The sequence below is a fragment of the Microbacterium sp. SORGH_AS_0421 genome (assembly GCF_030818635.1).
Lineage (GTDB): Bacteria > Actinomycetota > Actinomycetes > Actinomycetales > Microbacteriaceae > Microbacterium.
Genome location: NZ_JAUTAO010000001.1, coordinates 2,360,710 through 2,380,493, shown reverse-complemented (window position 1 = coordinate 2,380,493; position 19,784 = coordinate 2,360,710). Strand labels below are relative to the sequence as shown.

Below are 19,784 nucleotides of genomic sequence, written 5' to 3'. Positions count from 1 at the left end.
CTTACTTCAGGAAGTCGGGCACGTCGAGGTCGTCGTCGGCGTAGCCGCCGTCGTACGAGGTCTCGGGCACGCGGGCGGTCACCGGCGCAGGCTCAGGGCGACGCTCGGGAGCGCGCTCCGTCGCGGCCTTCTGCTCTTCGGCCGCGTCGAGGTCGCGAGCGACGTCGTCGGCCGGGATGACGGGCACGACGGGCGCCGAGACGGGACGCTGGGCGCCGACCGCGTCGATGCGCAGCGACGGCTCGCCGCCGTCGAAGCCGGCAGCGATGACGGTGACGCGCACCTCGTCGCCGAGCGTGTCGTCGATGACGGTTCCGAAGATGATGTTGGCCTCGGGGTGCGCGGCCTCTTTCACCAGCTGGGCGGCGTCGTTGATCTCGAAGATGCCGAGGTTCGAACCACCCTGGATCGACAGCAGCACACCGTGAGCGCCCTCGATCGAGGCCTCGAGCAGGGGCGATTCGACGGCGAGCTCCGCGGCCTTGATGGCGCGGTCGGCGCCGCGGGAGGAGCCGATGCCCATGAGGGCGGAGCCGGCTCCCTGCATGACCGACTTCACGTCGGCGAAGTCGAGGTTGATGAGACCCGGGGTCGTGATCAGGTCGGTGATGCCCTGCACACCGGCGAGCAGCACCTGGTCGGCGGTCGCGAACGCCTCGATCATCGAGATGCCGCGGTCGCTGATCTCGAGCAGGCGATCGTTGGGGACGACGATGAGGGTGTCGACCTCTTCTTTCAGGCGCTGCACACCGCCCTCGGCCTGGCTCTGACGACGGCGGCCTTCGAACGAGAAGGGCTTGGTCACGACACCGATGGTCAGTGCGCCGATCGACTTCGCGATCTTCGCGACCACGGGAGCACCACCGGTGCCCGTGCCGCCGCCCTCGCCCGCGGTGACGAACACCATGTCGGCGCCGCGCAGCGCCTCTTCGATCTCCTCGGCGTGGTCCTCGGCGGCGCGTCGCCCAACCTCGGGGTCGGCGCCGGCACCGAGGCCGCGCGTCAGCTCACGACCGACGTCGAGCTTGACGTCGGCGTCGCTCATCAGCAGCGCCTGGGCGTCGGTGTTGATCGCGATGAACTCCACGCCACGAAGGCCGAGCTCGATCATGCGGTTGACGGCGTTGACGCCGCCCCCGCCCACACCGACGACCTTGATCACGGCGAGGTAGTTCTGGTTGTGGCTCATGCCGGCCTCCGTTTGTCCCCGAACCCGAAACTTTAAACCTCATGTTGAGGGTTAAAGAATTGCCCGGTATGCAATTCCTTAGCTCGAACGTAGGCGGCGGATGAGACCCCGCCCGCCCGACACGCGGCGTGTCGGATTATCGCCTCGAAGATCAGCGGACGACGCCCGCCTCGGGCGAGGTCACGTCGTATTCCTTCGCCCGATCCGGAGGGCTCTTCTGCATGAGACGGTCGAGGACGACGGCCTTCTCGGCGGAGCGGTCGGCGCTGCCCCACACGACCTTCGACCCCGACGCCCCGAGCGTCAGCGTCACGTCGTCGGGCGTCGAGGCCGACACCGCGGTGACCTGCGACCGCACGGCATCCGGAAGGGAGCGCACCACGCGTCCCGCGGCCCGGAAGGCGGCCGAGGCGGTGCCACCGGTGATGTCGAGCACGGGCTGACCGGCGGGCGCGTCGGGGGTGGTCGATAGCGCGACGCCGGCGGCATCCACCACCGTGAAACCCGCCGCGGACTGCATCGCGCCGATCGGGGTGCGCTCCACGATGCGCACGACGAGATCGTGCGGCGGACGCGCCTCGAGCGTGTACGACTCCACGAGGGGGAAGCGCACCAGGGCCGCCTTGACGGCGCTGTCGTCGACCATCGCCAGGGGAACACCCAGCTGATTGCCCAGGGCGGCGGAGACGGCTGCCGGGTCGAGCTGCGAGGTTCCGACCACGTCGACCTTCTCGACCGCGAACAGAGGGCTGTACGCCACACCCGCCGTGCCGAGCGCCATGACGAGGAACGCCGAGATCACCCCGATCCACACGCGCCTCCGACGCCGCTGGCGCACGGTGAACCGCCGCACCTCGGCCGAGAGCGCCCGGCGCCGGGCCCGGGAGGCGCGCCACACGTCGCGCAGACCCGCTCCCTGGGCATCCGACTCCCCCGCACCCGAGCCGGCATCGCGCGACCGATCCAGAGGCGTGAGGGCCGTGGTGTCGTCGACCGAGGCCGGACGCCGCGTCGCCGCGGAGCGGTGAGGCGTGGAGCGGCGCGCGGACTCCGGCGTCGACGGCAGGGGCGAGGGCCGCTTCACGCTCAGACCGCCGCGGCCTCGGTGCGGGACAGCGCCTCGAGCACCTGCGGGATGATCTGGTACACGTTGCCGCAGCCCAGGGTGATGACGTAGTCGCCGGGGCGGGCGATCCCGGCCGTGTAGTCGGCCGCCGCCTGCCAGTCGGGCACGTAGTGCACGTGGGTCGGATCGGCGAAGGCGCCGCTGACGAGTTCGCCGGTCACGCCGGGCACCGGGTCTTCGCGCGCGCCGTAGACGTCGAGCATGACCGTGTGGTCGGCGTGGGTCTCGAGCACCTCGGCGAATTCGCGGTACATCTCTTGCGTGCGCGAGTAGGTGTGCGGCTGCTGGATCGCGATGATGCGTCCCTCGCCGACGACCGTGCGCGCGGCCGAGAGCGCGGCGGCGACCTCGGTGGGATGATGCGCGTAGTCGTCGTAGACGCTGACACCCTGCTGCACGCCGTGCAGCTCGAAACGGCGGACCGTGCCGCCGAAACCCTCGACGGCGCGCGCGGCCTCGACGAGAGAGTGGCCGAGCACGCGGAGCACGGCGACCGCACCGGCGGCGTTGACGGCGTTGTGGGCCCCGGGGACACGCAAGCGCACCTCGACGCTCTCGCCGTCGGCGGTGAGCGTGAAAGCGACGGGACCGTCGGTCCGGATGCCGCTGAGACGCACGTCTGCCGCCGCATCCTCGCCGAAGGTCACGACGTTCGCGTGCGTGATGCGCTCGCGCACCGACCGAGCGCCGGCGTCGTCGGACGAGATCACCACGGCCTCACGCGCGGCATCCGCGAACCGGGCGAAGGCCGCGTCGAAGGCGTCGCGCGAGCCGTAATGGTCGAGGTGGTCGGGGTCGACGTTGGTGATGAGGGCGACGGAGGTGTCGTACAGCTCGAAGGTGCCGTCGGACTCGTCGGCCTCGATGACGACGAGGTCGTCGCTCCCCGTGCCGCTCGAGGCTCCGAGGTCGGCGATCACGCCGCCGTTGACGAACGTGGGGTCGACGTCGAGCGCGCGCAGGGCCGTGACGATCATGCCCGTCGAGGTGGTCTTGCCGTGAGCACCGGCCACCGAGACCAGGCGGCGCCCGCCGATGAGCCAGTGCAATGCCTGGGAGCGGTGGATGACGTGCAGCCCGCGTTCCTTGGCCGTGACGAACTCGGGGTTCTCGGGCCAGATCGCTCCGGTGTGCACGACCGTGTCGGCGTCCCCCAGGTGCGCGGCGTCGTGACCGACGTGGACGACCGCACCGCGTGCGGCGAGATCCCGCAGAGCGGCACTGTCGGAGCGGTCGGAGCCGGAGACCCGGATCCCGCGGTCGAGGAACATGCGCGCGAGTCCCGACATGCCCGAACCGCCCACTCCGATGAAGTGGGCGGAGGAGATCGTCTCGGGGATGGGGAGGCTCAGGTCGGGTCTGATCATGGCGCTTGCGAGTTTACGTCGCCGATCCTGAGCGAAGGTCTCGGCGCGCTGGGGAGGCGGGGCGGTCGAGGCCGGACGTCGGCGGCGGACCGTCGGACAGACCCGGGCGGGCCGGATGCCCGCGGCGGGCCGTCAGGCGGAGTTCTCGGACGACACACCGACCGCACACACCCCGAACCGGCATGTCGCCGACGAACTCCGCGCAACGACACCGGCGGAGAGTGACGCCGGCGGCGGGGCGGAGGGGTCAGCCGCCGAGCGCCTCATCGATGAGGGCGATGACGTTCTCGGTTTCCCGTGCGGATGCCGGTGCGCGCGGCGGCGTCGCGCATCGCGGCGCGGCGATCCTCGTCGCGCAGCAGCGGCACGATGTCGGCGCGCACGCGCTCGGGCGAGAAGTCGGCGTCGGGGATGAGCAGTGCGGCGCCCGCGCGGACGGAGGCTCCGGCGTTGAGGCTCTGCTCGCCGTTGCCGACCGCGTAGGGCACGTACACCGCCGGGATGCCGAGGGCATTGATCTCGCTGACAGTCGCGGCGCCAGAACGGGAGACGACGAGATCGGCGAGGGCGAAGGCGAGATCCATGCGGTCGACGTAGCGGACGACGGCGTAGCCGGCAACGCCCGGGTCGGGCAGATCGGAGTTCTGCCCCGTGACGTGCAGCAGCTGCCAGCCCGCGTCGAGGACGTCGCGCCACGCTCCGCCGAATGCGGTGTTCAGGCGCAGGGCGCCGAGCGACCCGCCGAAGACCAGGAGCGTGGGGCGCGCGGCGTCGAGTCCGAAATGCGCAGCCGCCTCGGCACGGCGTGATGGGGCGTCGAGCTCGACGATCTCTCGGCGCAACGGCATCCCGACCTCGCGCGCTCCGCGTAGCGGCGTGCCCTCGAAGGCCACCCCGACGCCCGCCGCGCCACGGGCGCCCAGCACGTTGGCCAGGCCGGGCCGGGCGTTGGCCTCGTGCACAACGAACGGCACGCGTTCGCGCCGAGCCGCCACGTAGGCAGGCGCAGCGGCGTACCCGCCGAACCCGATGACGACGTCCACTCCGCGCGAGCGGATGAGGCGGCGAACGTGGGCGACCGCGCGCAGGAACCGCACGGGGAACGCCGCGGCTGCCCCGTTCGGTCGGCGCGGGAAGGGGACCTTGGCGACGGTGAGCAACTCGTAGCCGCGCAGCGGGACCAGACGGGACTCGAGGCCCTCGCGCGTACCGAGGACGAGGACATCGGCGGCGCCGTCGCGCGCACGAAGGCCGTCGGCGACCGCGAGCAGGGGGTTCACGTGTCCGGCGGTGCCGCCGCCGGCGAGGAGGTAAGTCGTCACTGTTCGACCCTAACCACGTCGAGCGCGGCCGAGAGGCGAGCGCGCGCTCAGCCGCGCGGACGGCGGGCGGATGCCGCGGCCCGGCGCGCCGTGCGCGGGGGCGCCTCGCTCACCGCGCGGCGATCCGGCAGGGTCCGTGCGCAGGACAGCAAGACGCCGCACCCGATCAGCACCGACAGCAGCGATGTCCCCCCCTGGGACATGAACGGCAGCGGCACACCCAGCACGGGGAACACGCGCAGCACCACCGCGACGTTGATCATGGCCTGGCCGACGATCCAGATCGTGATGCCGCCCGCGACGATGCGCACGAAGGGGTCGTCGGTGCGGCGGATGATGTGGAAAGCGCCGACGGCGAAGAGGCCGAAGAGGAGGAGGACCACGACGCAGCCGATGAGTCCGAGTTCCTCGCCCACGATCGCGAAGATGTAGTCGTTCGCCGCGGCCGGAAGCCAGTCGTACTTCTCGGCGGAGTTGCCGAGGCCGACACCGAAGATCCCGCCGGCGGCGAGACCCCAGATCCCGTGCAGCGGCTGATAGCAGTCGCCGAGGTAGTTGGCGATGCAGTCCTGATCGAGGAAGCTCATGATGCGGCGCATGCGGTCGGCGCTCGTGATGGCGAACAGGGCGATGGCACCGACGGCCGCGAGGGCCGGCAGCACGAAGATGCGCAGCTTCACGCCCGAGAAGAACAGAGCCCCCAGCAGGACGAGCACGAGGATCATCGTCGTCCCCAGGTCCTTGCCGCCCATGACGGTGGCCACGACGAGAGCGAAGACCGGAACGATCGGGATGAACACGTGCCGCCAGTCCCCCAGCAGCGTCTGCTTGCGGTACAGGACGTAACCGAGCCACAGCGCGAGAGCCAGCTTGAGGAACTCCGCCGGCTGAGCCTGGATGCCCGCGAGATTGATCCAGTTGCGGTTACCGTTCGCCGAGATACCCAGGGGGGTGAACACGAGCAGCTGGAAACAGGGTCGCGAGGATCAGCGCGGGCCACGCCATGCGCTTCCAGAATCGCAGGGGCGCTCGGCTGAGGACGAACATCAGCGGGACGCCGATGACGGCGAAGACGCCCTGCTTGATCACGTGCTCGAAGGGGTTCTGCGCGCCGTCGAGAGCGGAGGTCGCCGACAGCACCATCACGAGACCGAAACCGGTCAGCAGGAGCGCGGCGGAGGTGATGAGCAGGAACTCGCTCGGCACGGGCCGGAACGCCCGGCCCAGGGAGACACGGGCGGCGAGCCCGGTGCGTTCGGGTTCGTCGGGTGTGCGCCGCGGAGGAGGTGCCGTCGTGGTCACGCGAGTCCCCTCAGTCGTGCGGTCGAGAATCTCCGTCGTGGCCCGCGATCCACACCTGCACCGCTTCGGCGAAACGGTCGCCGCGGTCGGAGTAGGACGCGAACTGATCGAAGGATGCCGCCGCGGGAGCCAGGAGAACGGTGTCTCCATCCCGGGCCACACCCGCCGCCAGTTCGACGACCCGGGCCATGACGTCTTCAGTCTCGGCGTGGTCGACCTCGAACAGCGGCACCGTCGGGGCGTGTCGCTCGAACGCCGTCACGATCTCGTCGCGCTCGGTGCCGATCACGACGACCGCTCGCACCGACGCGCCACGAGCACGGACGAGGTCGCTGAGGTCGACACCCTTGAGCAGTCCCCCGACCACCCAGACGGCGCCGGGATAGGCCGCGAGCGACGAGGCCGCCGCGTGGGGGTTCGTCGCCTTGGAATCGTCGACCCAGGTCACCCCCCGGTGGACTCCGACGACCTGGATGCGGTGCGGGTCGAGGCGGAAGCGCTCGAGCGTGTCGTGGATGTGCGCGGGGCTCGCGCCGAGGGAGCGCGCGAGCGCCGAGGCGGCGAGGATGTTGGCGACCATGTGGGGGGCCGCGAGCCCCCGCTCGGCGAGGTCGGCCACCGTCGTGAGTTCGAGAGCGGAGGTGGCACGTTCCTCGAGGAACGCCCGATCGACCAGGATGCCGTCGACCACGCCCAGGTCGCTGGGGCCGGGGACACCGAGGTCGAAGCCGATGGCACGAGCGCCCTCGATCACCTCGGCATCCTCGACCATCTCGCGGGTGGCGACGTCCGCCTTGTTGTAGACGCAGGCCACCCGCGTACGAGCGTAGACGCCGGCTTTCGCCGACCGGTACGCGTCAGCACCGCCGTGCCACTCGAGGTGGTCGTCCGCGAGGTTGAGGCACACCGAGGAGTGCGGCGACAGCGCGTCGGAGCCGGTCTGCAGGTTCAGGTACCAGAGCTGGTGGCTCGAGAGCTCGACGACGAAGACGTCGAAGCCGCTCGGGTCGCGCACCGCGTCGAGCACGGGGGTTCCGATGTTGCCCACCGGAACCGCCCGCTGGCCCGCGGTCATGAGCATCTCGGCGGTGAGGCGCGTCGTGGTGGTCTTGCCGTTCGTGCCGGTGATCAGCACCCAGTCGGCGGGGCGCCCGTCGGCCCGCACGACCTTGTCGCGCACGCGCCACGCGAGTTCGACGTCGCCCCACAGCGCGATGCCCCGCTCCCGCGTCCACGCGATCACCGGGTGGTGCGGGGGGAAGCCCGGGGATGCCACGACCACCTCGGGTGCGAAGTCGGCCATCTCGGCGGGCACGGTCTCGAGCGGGCCCTCGTGCAGATTCACGCCCAGCACCGGGAGGAGGCGGGAGTACTCGGCATCCGCCCGCTCGGTCACCACGAGCACCTCGGCGCCGAGCTCGGCGAGGGTGTCGGCGACGGAGAAACCGGTCACCGAGAGACCGAGGACGACGACGCGCAGCCCCTTCCAGTCGGCGTGCCAGCTGGTGAGGGTGGAGAGGTCGGTCATACGCGTGACAGCCATTCGACGTAGAAGAATCCGATGCCCGAGACGGCCAGGAGCCCGGCGATGATCCACATGCGCACGACGATGGTGACCTCGGGCCACCCGCGCATCTCGAGGTGGTGGTGCAGCGGGCTCATGAGGAAGAGGCGCTTGCCCCGGGTGACCTTGAAGTAGGCCCGCTGCAGGATGACCGAGCCCGACGCGATCACGTAGACGCCCGCGATGAGGATGAGCAGGAGCTCGGTGCGGGTGAAGATCGCCAGGGCGGCGATCACGCCGCCGATCGCCATCGAGCCGCAGTCGCCCATGAAGACCTTCGCCTTGGGGGCGTTCCACCAGAGGAAGCCGACGAGGGCTCCCACGAACGAGGCACCGACGATGGCGAGGTCGAAGGGGTCGCGTACGGCGTAACACCCGGCCTGCACGGTGGGGTCGAGCACGTCGGCGCAGACCTGCTTGTTCTGCCAGAAGGCCATGAGGCTGTACGCGCCGACCACGAAGATGCCCGAGCCCGCGGCGAGGCCGTCGAGACCGTCGGCGACGTTGACCGAGTTGGAGGTCGCGGTTCCGATGAGCGAGATCCACGCGAGGTAGAGCAGCCATCCGAGGATCGGCCCGAGCGCGAAGAACGACAGCAGCTGGATGTCGCGGAACACGGAGACGTAGCCCGAGGCGGCGGTCTGTCCGACCGTGTTCGGGAAGTTCAACGCCACGATCGCGAAGGGCACGACCACGATCACCTGACCGGCGATCTTGCGCCAGCCGGAGAGTCCGAGGCTGCGCTGCTGGCGGATCTTCATGTAGTCGTCGATGAAACCGACCACACCGAAGCCGAGCATGAGCCACAGCACGAGCAGGCCCGAGACCGTGGGCGGGTTGTTACCGGCGTACGAACCGATGAAGTACCCGACCATCGTTCCGAGGATGAAGATCGTGCCACCCATGGTGGGAGTGCCGCGCTTGGCCCCGTGCGAGGGGTTGTGCACGTTCTCGGGGGTGCGGATGACCTGGCCCCAGCCCCACTTGCGGAACCACCGGAGGAAGACCGGGGTGAGAAAGAGGGTGAAGGCGAGCGAGATCGCAGCCGACGTCAGAAGTGATCTCACGCGAACAAGTCTCCCAGACGGTCGCCGAGGTGCCGGAGCCCCGCCGAGTTCGACGACTTCACCAGCACGCGATCACCGTCGCGCAGTTCGGTCGAGAGGTAGTCGTAGGCCGCATCGGCGTCGGCGAAGAAGACGGCCTCGCCGTCCCAGGAGCCCTGGGCGATGGCCTCGAGGTACATGCGGCGCGCCTCGGGTCCGATCACGACGATGCGCTGGATGCGCAGGCGCACGGCCAGCAGTCCCACGCGGTCGTGCTCCTCGTCGGCGTACTCGCCCAGCTCGCTCATCGCGCCCAGGACGGCGACCGTTCGCTCCTCGGGACCGGTGATCTGGGCGAGGGTGCGAAGGGCGGCGGCCATGGAGTCGGGGCTGGCGTTGTACGCGTCGTTGATGATGCGCACGCGATCGGAACCCAGCGGCTGCATCCGCCAGCGCTCGGCGATCTCGACGGTCTCGAGACGGGCGATCGCGTGGGCTGCGGGCACGCCGAGCGCGGTGGCGGCGGCGAGGGCCGCGAGAGCGTTCATGACGTGGTGCTCACCGAGCACGCGCAGGGTGAGGGTGAAGGGTTCTCCGTCGATCACCAGATCGGCGCGGGTCCCGGATGCCGAGACCTCCACGTCGACGGCGCGCACCTCGGCCCGCTCGCCCCGACCGAACCACCGCACGTCCTGCCCGCGCTCGCGCGCGATCGGCTCCATCGCGGCCACACGCGGATCGTCGGCATTGAGGACGGCGAGGCCGCCTTCGCGGGTGGCCTTCACCAACTCGCTCTTGGCATGAAACGTCGACTCGATGCCGCCGAACCCGCCGGCGTGCGCCATGCCGACCATCAGCACGACTCCGATGTCGGGGGTGACCAGACCCGCGAGGTGCGCGATGGCGCCCGGGGCGCTGGCTCCGAACTCGCTCACGAGGTAGCGCGTGTTCTCGGTGACGCGCAGCATCGTCAGCGGGGCGCCGACCTCGTTGTTGAACGAGGCGCGCGGTGACACCGTCTCTCCCTCGTCCTCGAGGATGCGCGCGAGGAGGTTCTTCGTGGTCGTCTTGCCATTCGACCCCGTGATGCCGACGATCTTGAGCGCGCCCGTCTCGCGGACTCGAGCCACCACGTCCCGAGCCAGGTCGCCGAGGGCGGCCACGGCATCCGGGACGACGACCTGGCTCACCGCGTCGTCGAGCTCGCGTTCGACGATCGCGAGGGCCGCGCCCCGCTCGACGGCCGTGCCGACGAAGAGGTGGCCGTCGGTGGTCTCACCGGGCTTGGCGACGAAGATGCCGCCGAACTCGATCAGGCGCGAGTCGGTGTCGACGAGCCCCGAGACGAGGGTGTCGGCAGTGTCGTCGCCGCGGACGACGAGGCGCCCGCCGAGCACGTCGGCGAGGTGGGAGAGGCTGAGGGAGATCATTGCTGTGGGACGCCCTTTCCGGTCGCATTCGTTACCGAGACGAGACCGACGTGGGCCCTTTCTCAGCCGAACTTGGGCAGTTCGGGGGTCGTGGTTCCGGACGGGATCACCCGGTAGGACTTGAGAACCTGGGTGAGGGCCTTCTGGAACGCGGGGGCGGTGGCCGCCGACGATTTTACCGTCCGCGGCTCGTCCAGGTTGACCGCGACGACGTACTGGGGGTCGTCGGCGGGGGCGAAACCGATCATCGTGGTGAAGTACGCGTCGGGCTTGTAGGCACCCGTGTTCTCGTCGACTTTCTCACCCGTACCGGTCTTGATCGCGATGCGGTAGCCGGGAATGGCGATCTTGGAGGCGAGCTCGCCCTGCGTGGCGACGTTCTCGAGCATCAGCGAGACCTCCTTCGCCGTGTCGGTCGAGATGACCTGGGTGCCCTCGGTCGAGGGGACGTCGGTGACGGTGCCGTCGGCCGCGGTGCAGCCCTCGACGATCGACAGCGGCTTCTTCACGCCGCCGTTGGCGATGGTCTGGTACGCGCCCACGAGCTGGGGCACGGTGACCGACAGGCCCTGACCGAAAGCCGTGTTGAAGAAGGTCTGCTTGTCCCAGTCCTGGACGGGGTGCAGGATGCCGCCCGACTCACCCGGGAAGTCGATCGCGCTCGTCGTTCCCATGCCGAACTTCTGCAGGTAGTCGAAGCGCGTCTGCGCGGGGATCATCTCGGCGAACTTGGAGATACCCACGTTCGAGGAGTCGATGAGGACGCCGGTGGGGGTGTAGACGTTCGGGCCGTGCGAGAACGCGTCGGAGACGCGCGCGTCGCCGTCCAGCACCTCGCGCCCCGAGGCCGTGACCGTCGTCTGCGGCGTGTACGAGCCGCTGTCCAGGCCGATCGCCGTCGTGAGGGCCTTGAACGTCGAGCCGGGCTCGAACGGGCTCGAGAACGCACGGCTGCCGCGGTCCTCGGGGGCCGTGGCGGTGGGGTCGTTGGGGTCGACCGTCGGGTACTCGGCGAGGGCCCGGATCTTGCCCGTCTTGGCCTCGACCACGGTGATGGTGCCGCGCAACGACCCGGTGTTCTGCACCTGCTCGGCGATGAGCTGTTGCAGGTACCACTGCAGGTCGCGGTCGATCGTGAGCTTGAGGGTGCCGCCGTCGACGGCGGGCTGAGTGACGACCTCGGTGCCCGGGAGCACCACGCCGTCGCGGCTCTGCTGGAAGACGACCTTGCCGTTGGTCGAGGCGAGGCAATCGTTGTCGGCCGCCTCGAGGCCGGCGAGGGCCTGACCGTCGCTGCCGACGAAGCCCAGCAGGTTCCCCGCCACCGCCCCGTCGGGATACATACGACCGGCCTGCGGCGGGAAGCTGAGGAACGGCAGCCCCAGGGCCACGAGGGCTCGGTACTGCTCGGTCGAGACGTTCTTCGCGATCATCGCGTAACGCGACTCGGGGTTGTCGGCCACGGCATCCTGGACGATCTTCTGCACGTCGGCGGCGTCCTGGCCGGTGACACCGGCGATCTGGGCCGCCAGGTCGGGCCAGGCCGTCGTGGTCTCGTTGCCGTCGTCGTCGCGCGTGGTCACGCCCTTCGCGGCGAGCATCGGGTCGATCTGCACGTCGTAGCGATTCACGCTGGTGGCCAGGGGCACCCCGTTGTCGTCGACGATCGATCCGCGCGAGGCGTACTCGATGCGGGAGTTCTGCAGACCCATCGAGAGCGAGTCGTCCACGTGGTCTCGGGCGTTGACGACCTGGATGTCGACCAGGCGGACGACGAAGGCGATGATCACGATCAGGACGACCGCGAGGGCGACGACGGTGCGACGCCGCGGGGAACGGGAGGTTGTCGTCGTCATGGCTCTCATCGTGTCGCGGGAGTCGGCAGACCGTCGCTGATCGGCGGGGGTGTCGCGGATTGGGCGCTCGGGGCGGCGGCCTCGGTCGGCGCGGGCGATCCGGGTGCCGCGGGCGCGGGAGTGGCCGTGCCGTTCTCGGTCGTGGATGCCGCCGGGTCGGTCACGAGCGGGACACCCGAGATCAGGGCGTTGCCGACCGAGCCGCGGCCCTTGGCGTCCACCGAGGAGGCGGTGTCGGCGGGCTTGTCGGAGCCGATCACGGCACCGTCGCTGAGGCGCAGGTACGTCGGCGACTCGTCGATGACCATGCCGAGCGCTGCGGCGTTGGCCGCGAGGTACTGCGGCGAGCTGAGTCCCGCGCTCTCGTCGGAGAGGATCTGCTTCTGGTAGGTCAGATCGCGCTGCTGCTGGGTGAGCGACGAGATCTCGAAGGAGCTCTGGGTCGTCAGGATGCCGAGCCCCATCTGTACCAGCACGATCGCCAGCGCGCCGAGCACGGCGATGACGCCGAACAGGCGCCGCGGGGCCCGACGACGCGCGGTCGCGGGCACGACGGTGAGCCGGCGCTCGCGAACGGGCGTCGGAAAGTCGGGCAGGAAGGCCGCATCGATGGCCTGGGGTGCACTCATGCGTCCTCCTGGATTCTCTCGGCCGCGCGCAGACGCACGGGGGTGGCGCGGGGATTGACCGCGCGCTCTTCGTCGCCCGCCAGCTCCGCGCCGCGAACGAGGAGCCGGAACTTCGGCGCGTGCTCGGGCAGCTCCACGGGCAGTCCGCGCGGAGCCGTGGACGTCGACGCGTCGGCGAAGACGCGCTTGACCAACCGGTCCTCGAGCGACTGATACGACAGCACGACGATGCGCCCGCCGACACCGAGCACGCTCAGCGCGGCCGGGATCGTTCGCTCGAGCACCGACAGTTCGGCGTTGACCTCGATGCGCAGGGCCTGGAAGACGCGTTTGGCCGGGTGACGCTCGCGCAGCACCGCAGCGGGAGTGGCCGCCTGCAGGACATCGACCACCTGGCCGGAGCGCTCGAGCGGCGCCTCGGCGCGGGCGGCGATGATCGCGCGGGCGTAGCGACCGGCGAGCTTCTCTTCGCCGTAGCGCTCGAAGATGCGGCGCAGATCACCCTCGCCGTAGGTCGCCAGCACCTCCGCGGCCGTCACGCCGGTGGTCTGGTCCATGCGCATGTCGAGCGGCGCGTCCTGGGCGTAGGCGAAGCCGCGGTCGGCGACGTCGAGCTGGAGCGACGACACACCGAGGTCGAACAGGATGCCGTCGACCTGGGCGACACCGGCAGAGGCCACGGCCTCGGCGATCCCGTCGTAGACGGTGTGCACCAGGGTCACGCGGTCGCCGAAACGCGCGAGACGCTCCCCCGCGATGCGAAGGGCGTCGGTGTCGCGGTCGAGGCCGATGAGACGGGTCTCGGAGAAGCGTTCGAGGAACGCCTCGGAGTGGCCGCCCATACCGAGCGTTCCGTCGACGAACACCGAGCCGGGCTTGTGGAGCGCAGGGCCCAGCAGCTCGGCGCAGCGCTCGAGCAGGACGGGGGTGTGGATGTCGCGGATGTCCATGATGTGTCGGGCGGAACCTTCGGACTCTGATCCCCATCCGCGTCGACCTGGCGCCGGGGAAGTGCGTCAGGGCGAGCGGCTGGGCATCACAGCCGAAGGGTCAGAAGAGTCCCGGGATCACCTCCTGTTCCATCTCGGCGTACGTTTCTTCGTTGCTCTCCGCGTAGGAGTTCCACGCCTCGGCGTCCCAGATCTCGGCGTGTGCTCCGACGCCGGTGACGACGAGTTCGCGACCGAGCCCCGCGTAGGTACGCAAGGCGGGCGGGACGGTGATGCGGTTCTGACTGTCGGGCTTCTCGGCGCTGGCCCCCGAGAGGAACATGCGCAGGAAGTCGCGGGCCTGCTTGTTGCTGAGCGGGGCCTCGCGGATCCGCTCGTGCACGCGCTCGAACTCCTCGGTGCTGAACACGTAGAGGCAGCGGTCCTGCCCGCGCGTGATCACCACTCCGGCGCCGAGATCGTCACGGAACTTCGCCGGCAGGATGACCCGACCCTTGTCGTCGAGCTTGGGTGTGTGCGTTCCGAGCAGCATTCGGGCGTCCACCCCCTTCGTCCGGCCTGCGAAGTTTCCCCCACTTTACTCCACCGCCCTCCACTTTGCTATCAAATTCCGGGGCTTCTGCGCGGAAGCACAGCCGTGTACTGTGATCGACCGCCCCGACGGATCGCGCCGGACTCCGCGTGTTTCCGCCGCCGAACCGCGAGAATCACCCCCGAAGACAGCTCGAGTGGAGGAAAAGGGAGCGATTCGAGGCCTTATCTCGCCCCTCTCCCCCTCCACGGCGCCATTCCGTCGCGGACAGGACCCCCGGGCGCACGAAAAAGCACCGGCTCCGAAGAGCCGGTGCTGAAGAAGTGGGTGTCGGGCTTAGGGTCCGTCGTGGCGGCGGTCCCAGCGTTCGTTCATTCGATCCATGAACGACGAACCGGAGGCGCGAGCCGGTCGGGGCTTCGCGGCGGGTGCTGCCTGAGCGGCGCCGCGCGTCGGGGTGACGGCGAAGACGACCCCGCCGACCATGAGGAGGAATCCGACGACGCCCACGGCGATGCCGACGAAACCGGTGTTGAACCCGATCGACACGCCCGCGACGAGAGCGCCGAGACCGGCCAGCACGAGGATGGAACCGAGGACGATGTTGCGGTAGCTGAGGGCACGACTGGGGGCAGACACCACATCGGTGTCGTTGCTCATGAGATGGCGCTCCATCTCGTCCAGTAGACGCTGCTCCTGCTCTGACAGTGGCATGCATCCCCCTTTGTTGTTCGTTGTGGACGATTCTACGCGCGGCGTGGATCACTAGGCTAGGCCCGTGGCGACCTCCCCGGAACCGATCGAAGCTGTTTCCCAGCGACTCGACAAGTTCCTCTCCGAACAGCTATCGTACGCCTCTGCACTGGGCCCGGAGGCGGAGGCGTTCACCCGATCGGGGGCTTCCGCCCTCCAGGGAGGAAAGCGTCTGCGGGCCCGCTTCTGCCTCGCCGGGTGGAGTTCGGTTCGCACGCTCGAAGACCCGCCCTCCTCCTCATTCGACGAGTCCGCGCTGGCCGTGGCCACCTCCCTCGAGATCTTCCACGCCGCCGCCCTCGTCCACGACGACCTCGTCGACAACAGCGACACGCGTCGCGGTCAGCCCGCGGCCCACCGCGCGTTGCAGAAAGCGCATCAGGATGCCGACTGGGCCGGCGACTCCGACGCGTTCGGTCGATCCGGAGCGATTCTCCTCGGCGACCTGCTGGTCGCGTGGAGCGACGATCTGCTCGAGGAGGGCCTGAAGGGCCACCGCCATGCCGCCCCGACCCGTCGCGCCTACGCGCGGATGCGCCGCGACGTGACGATCGGCCAGTTCCTCGACGTCGCCGAGGAGTCCGCCTACACCGTCTACCCCGACGATGCCCATGCGGAGCGGGCGCTGCGCATCGCCTCGTACAAGTCGGCGCGCTACAGCATCCAGCAGCCCCTCCAGATCGGCGCGGCTCTCGCCGGCGCCGACGAGGCGCAGCTCGACGCCCTCGGGCGCTTCGGTCACGACGTCGGCATGGCGTTCCAGCTGCGCGACGACGTGCTGGGGGTCTTCGGCGACAGCGCGGTCACCGGAAAGCCGGTCGGTGACGACCTGCGCGAGGGAAAGCGCACGGTGCTGGTCGCCTACGCCCGTGAGAGTCTGTCACCTCAGCGACGCGAGGGCTTCGACGCCCTCCTGGGCGACCCCGCCCTGGATGGGGCGCAGATCGCGGCGCTGCAGCAGACGATCCTCGACACGAGAGCGCTCGAACGCACGGAGGACCTGATCGCCGACTACTCGCGGCGAGCCGATCTCGCTCTCGCCGACGCCGAGGTCGACACGGCCGCACTCGAGGACCTCCGCGCTCTCGCGCGTGCCGCCACCGAACGAACGGCCTGAGGCCGGAACGTCTCAGGCGAGGGTCGCGGCGACTCGGCGGACCTCGCTCTTGCGCCCGGCGAGCAGAGCCTCGATGGGTGCCATGCCGATGCTCTCTTCCGGAGTCAGGAGCCAATCGATGGTCTCGTCGGCGTCGAACCCGGCATCGTGCAGAACGATGATCGTGCCGCGCAGCGACGCCAGCGGGCGCCCGTCCACGATGAAGACCGCCGGCACCTTGAACACGCCTTCGCGGCGCGAGCCGACGAGGTAATGCTCGTCGAACAGGCGGCGGACGCGGCCGAGCGACTCGTCGAGCATCTCGACCAGGTCGGGAATGGTCAGCCACGCGGTCTCGTAACGGGAAGTCTCACTCACTCGCCCATCCTCTCATTTCCGCCGCCCCGGACTGCCCCGCGGTCCATCTGCACACGAGTCACATGCGTCACAACCGTCACTTTCGTTGACATCAGCCCCGAGGCATGCCAGCGTGTCGGGCAGTCGAACGAACGGAATCCCCCCACCATGCGACGACTCACGCTGTCCCCCCTGCCCTCGCGACGCCGCGCGGTCGCCATCTGGCCGGCCGCTGTGGCCGGCTCGATCGCCCTGACCCTCGCCGCCGAGCACGCCGCTCACGCCGCGCCCCCCGAGCCTGCCCTCACGGTCCTGCCGCCCGCCCCCCGCGGTATCGGGGTGCCGGCACTCGCGGCCGTCACCGCCCCCACCACCTACACCGTCAAGTCAGGCGACACGGTGTGGGGCATCGCTCGGGCTCATGGTCTCGACACCGCGGCGGTCCTGGCGGCCAACGGCCTGACACCCGACAGCCTCATCCGACCCGGCCAGGTTCTCGCACTCACCCCCGCGGCGACGCCCGCTCCCCCGGCTCCCGCCGCTCCCGAAGCCGCACCCCGGTCGCACGAGGTCCGCCCGGGCGACACCGTCTCGGCCATCGCCCGCGCCAACGGCGTCTCGCTCGACGCCGTGCTCAGCGCGAACGCCCTCACGCGCGCCTCGATCATCTACCCGGGCGACGTGTTGCAGATCCCGTCGGGATCCCCCGCACCCGCACCCGCACCCGCGGCCGTGGCCCCCGCCACCGCCCCCGGACTGGATGCCGAGCAGTCCGAGAACGCACGCCTGATCATCCGCATCGGGCGAGAACTCGGCGTCTCGGATCGCGGAATACTCATCGCCCTGGGCACCGCGATGCAGGAGTCGTGGCTGCGCAACCTCGATTGGGGCGACCGCGACTCGCTCGGCCTGTTCCAGCAGCGCCCCAGCACCGGCTGGGGCACCCCGGATCAGATCCTCGACCGAGAGCGGTCCACCCGCGTGTTCTACGGCGGAGCGGCCGACCCCAACGGCTCCGCGACCCGCGGCCTGCTCGACATCCCCGGGTGGGACCAGCTGTCGTACGCCGACGCCGCTCAGGCCGTGCAGATCTCGGCCTACCCGGACCGGTACGCCCAGTGGGAGCAACCCGCCACCACGTGGCTCTCCGTTCTCGGCTGATCTTCTCGTCCGAGGTGAGGGTGAGCCGCTCCCCGGCCTCACAGGGGGCGCTCCGTAGACTCGACCTGTGAGCACGAGTCAGCAGGCAGACCCGCTGATCGGCCGTCTCGTCGACGGCCGATACCGGGTCCGCGCGCGTATCGCGCGCGGCGGGATGGCGACCGTGTACGTGGCGACCGACCTGCGCCTCGAGCGCCGCGTCGCGCTGAAGGTCATGCACGGCCACCTCAGCGACGACACCGTGTTCCAGAGCCGCTTCATCCAGGAGGCCCGCTCGGCCGCCCGCCTGAGCGACCCGCACGTCGTGAACGTGTTCGACCAGGGCCAGGACGGCGAGATGGCCTACCTGGTGATGGAATACCTCCCGGGCATCACCCTGCGCGAGCTGCTGCGCGAGCATCGGCGCCTCACGATCGATCAGACCCTCACGATCATGGATGCCATCCTGTCGGGGCTCGCGGCAGCGCACCGGGCCGGGATCGTCCACCGCGACGTCAAGCCCGAGAACGTACTGCTCGCCGAGGACGGCCGCATCAAGATCGGCGACTTCGGTCTGGCGCGCGCGACGACCGCGAACACCGCGAGCGGCGCCCAGCTCATGGGCACGATCGCGTACCTGGCGCCCGAACTCGTCACCCGCGGCACCGCGGACGCCCGCAGCGACATCTACTCGCTCGGAATCATGCTCTACGAGATGCTCGTCGGCGAGCAGCCCTACAAGGGCGAGCAGCCGATGCAGATCGCCTATCAGCACGCCACCGACTCCGTCCCGCGCCCCAGCGCCAAGAATCCCGGCGTTCCGGAGCAACTCGACGAGCTCGTGCTGTGGTCGACCGAGCGCGAGCCGGGCGATCGCCCCCTCGACGCCGGTGCGATGCTCGAGCGGCTGCGTGCGATCGAGAAAGAGCTCGGCCTCGCCCCCCAGGTCGCTCGCGCCGTGTCGGTGGGCACGACGGGCCCGGCCTCCGCAGCGGAGTCCCGCGAGCTGACCAAGGTCCTTCCCCAGACGGCATCCCTCCCCTCCGCCACCATCGATGAACCCGACAACGCCGCGCGCCTGCGCACCCGCACGCGTCGACGCACGGCGCGCGGGGCCTGGCTCCTCGTGCTCGTGCTGCTGCTGGCCGGCGGCGCCGGATTCACCGGCTGGTACTTCGGATCGGGGCCGGGCTCGCTCGTCGCCGTCCCCGACGTCTCGGGGCGGAGCTTCGCCGACGCCCAAGCCCTGTTGACGCAGCAGCAGCTGCAGGCGCAGGCGCAAGAGGTCACGGATCGAGAGATCCCCTCCGGCACGACGGTGGGGTCCGACCCCGCCCCCGGCGAACGGCTCGACAAAGAGACCGTCGTCACCGTCTTCGTCTCGATCGGACCGGCGACCCACCAGATCCCGGCCCTCGCCGGCAAGAGCGCGGACGAGGTGCGCGCAATCCTCGAGCAGGCCTTCGTCGGCGTCGCGGGCGACCCCGAGCGCCAGTTCGCCGACCCCGCCGACGGAACGGTCCTGGGCGCCTCGGTCATCCCCCGCTCGGGCGGCGACGCGATCGACTGCACGCAGGGCTGCACCGTCTACGAGGGTGACGCGGCCTCGCTCGTCGTCTCTCTCGGCCCGATCCCCGACGTCACCGGAGACTCGCGCTCGCAAGCCCAGCGCGCCCTCGACGGCGTCGGGCTGAAGTCCTCGGTGACCGAGGAGTACAGCAACTCCGTGGCATCCGGCAACGTCATCTCCATGGGCCAGCGCGACGGCGGCGGCAACTGGCGCCCCGGTGACACGGTTCCCCTGCGCGTGTCGATCGGGCCGAAGCCCGTCGAGATCCCCGGCAACGTGGTGGGGATGTCGATCCGGGATGCCGTGAAGACCCTCGAAGCGCTCGGATTCCAGGTCAACGCGGGTATCGACGACGGCACCCTGCCCCTCGGCTTCAAGTACTGGGACATCTACAAGGTTCGCGCCACGAACCCCAAGGCCGGGACGACCGCTCCGCAGGGATCGACGATCACGCTGACGCCGACGTTGTAGGCATCGCCGCCGAAGAGATCGTCGAGCCGCTCGCTGCGATCACCTTCGCGTCCTGACCGCGACCTCACGAACGACGACGCCCCC

General features: G+C 70.1%; 15 protein-coding genes and 2 pseudogenes. 3 read left to right on the top strand and 14 right to left on the bottom strand.

Going from position 1 to position 19,784, the window contains the following annotated elements:
* Position 1 precedes the first annotated feature (1 nt).
* The 13 genes and pseudogenes from ftsZ to QE416_RS11255 form a co-directional block, all read right to left on the bottom strand.
* Positions 2-1,189, bottom strand: coding sequence for a cell division protein FtsZ (gene ftsZ, locus QE416_RS11320; RefSeq protein WP_074694330.1), 1,188 nt, complete (start codon positions 1,187-1,189; stop codon positions 2-4).
* 151 nt (positions 1,190-1,340) lie between these two features.
* Positions 1,341-2,273, bottom strand: a complete 933-nt coding sequence (locus QE416_RS11315; protein WP_307316267.1) for an FtsQ-type POTRA domain-containing protein — start codon at positions 2,271-2,273, stop codon at positions 1,341-1,343.
* A gap of 2 nt (positions 2,274-2,275) precedes the next feature.
* A complete protein-coding gene (gene murC / locus QE416_RS11310) occupies positions 2,276-3,682 on the bottom strand; it encodes a UDP-N-acetylmuramate--L-alanine ligase (RefSeq protein WP_267786737.1) in 1,407 nt (468 codons plus the stop codon).
* A 247-nt stretch (positions 3,683-3,929) separates the two neighbouring features.
* Positions 3,930-5,004 (bottom strand): annotated as a pseudogene (locus tag QE416_RS11305) (glycosyltransferase).
* A 47-nt stretch (positions 5,005-5,051) separates the two neighbouring features.
* Positions 5,052-6,306 (bottom strand): annotated as a pseudogene (gene ftsW, locus QE416_RS11300) (putative lipid II flippase FtsW).
* Positions 6,307-6,316: 10 nt separating this feature from the next.
* On the bottom strand, positions 6,317-7,849 hold the full coding sequence (murD, locus tag QE416_RS11290; protein ID WP_373458851.1) for a UDP-N-acetylmuramoyl-L-alanine--D-glutamate ligase: 1,533 nt from the start codon (positions 7,847-7,849) through the stop codon (positions 6,317-6,319).
* Entirely contained in the window at positions 7,831-8,937 is a 1,107-nt protein-coding gene (gene mraY, locus QE416_RS11285) for a phospho-N-acetylmuramoyl-pentapeptide-transferase (RefSeq protein ID WP_210076338.1), read from the bottom strand. Before mraY ends, murD begins: the two co-directional genes overlap by 19 nt.
* Positions 8,934-10,346 (bottom strand): UDP-N-acetylmuramoyl-tripeptide--D-alanyl-D-alanine ligase, encoded by a 1,413-nt coding sequence (gene murF / locus QE416_RS11280; RefSeq protein ID WP_307316259.1) that lies wholly within the window; start codon positions 10,344-10,346, stop codon positions 8,934-8,936. The genes mraY and murF overlap by 4 nt, the downstream gene beginning before the upstream one ends.
* A 62-nt stretch (positions 10,347-10,408) precedes the next feature.
* Positions 10,409-12,202, bottom strand: a complete 1,794-nt coding sequence (locus QE416_RS11275) for a penicillin-binding protein 2 (RefSeq protein ID WP_307316256.1) — start codon at positions 12,200-12,202, stop codon at positions 10,409-10,411.
* A 5-nt stretch (positions 12,203-12,207) separates the two neighbouring features.
* On the bottom strand, positions 12,208-12,831 hold the full coding sequence (locus QE416_RS11270; protein WP_307316253.1) for a hypothetical protein: 624 nt from the start codon (positions 12,829-12,831) through the stop codon (positions 12,208-12,210).
* Positions 12,828-13,781 carry a 16S rRNA (cytosine(1402)-N(4))-methyltransferase RsmH gene (gene rsmH, locus QE416_RS11265; RefSeq protein ID WP_307316250.1) on the bottom strand — a complete coding sequence of 318 codons (954 nt, stop codon included), beginning with the start codon at positions 13,779-13,781 and terminating at the stop codon, positions 12,828-12,830. The genes QE416_RS11270 and rsmH overlap by 4 nt, the downstream gene beginning before the upstream one ends.
* 100 nt (positions 13,782-13,881) lie before the next feature.
* Positions 13,882-14,313 carry a division/cell wall cluster transcriptional repressor MraZ gene (mraZ, locus tag QE416_RS11260; RefSeq protein WP_056227713.1) on the bottom strand — a complete coding sequence of 144 codons (432 nt, stop codon included), beginning with the start codon at positions 14,311-14,313 and terminating at the stop codon, positions 13,882-13,884.
* Positions 14,314-14,649: 336 nt separating this feature from the next.
* Positions 14,650-15,027, bottom strand: a complete 378-nt coding sequence (locus QE416_RS11255) for a DUF3040 domain-containing protein (RefSeq protein WP_210076348.1) — start codon at positions 15,025-15,027, stop codon at positions 14,650-14,652.
* Between the two features lie 64 nt (positions 15,028-15,091).
* Here QE416_RS11255 and QE416_RS11250 point away from each other — a divergent pair, with 64 nt between their 5' ends.
* Positions 15,092-16,183, top strand: coding sequence for a polyprenyl synthetase family protein (locus QE416_RS11250; RefSeq protein ID WP_307316246.1), 1,092 nt, complete (start codon positions 15,092-15,094; stop codon positions 16,181-16,183).
* Positions 16,184-16,195: 12 nt separating this feature from the next.
* On the opposite strand, the gene QE416_RS11245 is transcribed toward QE416_RS11250, so the two are convergent.
* Entirely contained in the window at positions 16,196-16,540 is a 345-nt protein-coding gene (locus tag QE416_RS11245) for an Rv2175c family DNA-binding protein (RefSeq protein ID WP_324289885.1), read from the bottom strand.
* 147 nt (positions 16,541-16,687) lie between these two features.
* On the opposite strand from QE416_RS11245, the gene QE416_RS11240 reads away from it, so the two are divergent.
* Together QE416_RS11240 and pknB are read left to right on the top strand one after the other, a co-directional pair.
* A complete protein-coding gene (locus QE416_RS11240; protein ID WP_307316242.1) occupies positions 16,688-17,680 on the top strand; it encodes a LysM domain-containing protein in 993 nt (330 codons plus the stop codon).
* Positions 17,681-17,747: 67 nt separating this feature from the next.
* The gene (pknB, locus tag QE416_RS11235; RefSeq protein ID WP_307316239.1) at positions 17,748-19,700 is read left to right on the top strand and encodes a Stk1 family PASTA domain-containing Ser/Thr kinase; all 1,953 of its coding nucleotides are present in this window, start codon (positions 17,748-17,750) and stop codon (positions 19,698-19,700) included.
* Positions 19,701-19,784 lie beyond the last annotated feature (84 nt).

Bases quoted from the DNA above. Each gene is read 5' to 3' on its own strand.
- ftsZ (WP_074694330.1), bottom strand. From the start codon at position 1,189: ATGAGCCACAACCAGAACTACCTCGCCGTGATCAAGGTCGTCGGTGTG.
- murC (WP_267786737.1), bottom strand. From the start codon at position 3,682: ATGATCAGACCCGACCTGAGCCTCCCCATCCCCGAGACGATCTCCTCC.
- murD (WP_373458851.1), bottom strand. From the start codon at position 7,849: ATGGCTGTCACGCGTATGACCGACCTCTCCACCCTCACCAGCTGGCAC.
- murF (WP_307316259.1), bottom strand. From the start codon at position 10,346: ATGATCTCCCTCAGCCTCTCCCACCTCGCCGACGTGCTCGGCGGGCGC.
- QE416_RS11275 (WP_307316256.1), bottom strand. From the start codon at position 12,202: ATGACGACGACAACCTCCCGTTCCCCGCGGCGTCGCACCGTCGTCGCC.
- QE416_RS11270 (WP_307316253.1), bottom strand. From the start codon at position 12,831: ATGAGTGCACCCCAGGCCATCGATGCGGCCTTCCTGCCCGACTTTCCG.
- rsmH (WP_307316250.1), bottom strand. From the start codon at position 13,781: ATGGACATCCGCGACATCCACACCCCCGTCCTGCTCGAGCGCTGCGCC.
- mraZ (WP_056227713.1), bottom strand. From the start codon at position 14,313: ATGCTGCTCGGAACGCACACACCCAAGCTCGACGACAAGGGTCGGGTC.
- QE416_RS11255 (WP_210076348.1), bottom strand. From the start codon at position 15,027: ATGCCACTGTCAGAGCAGGAGCAGCGTCTACTGGACGAGATGGAGCGC.
- QE416_RS11240 (WP_307316242.1), top strand. From the start codon at position 16,688: ATGCGACGACTCACGCTGTCCCCCCTGCCCTCGCGACGCCGCGCGGTC.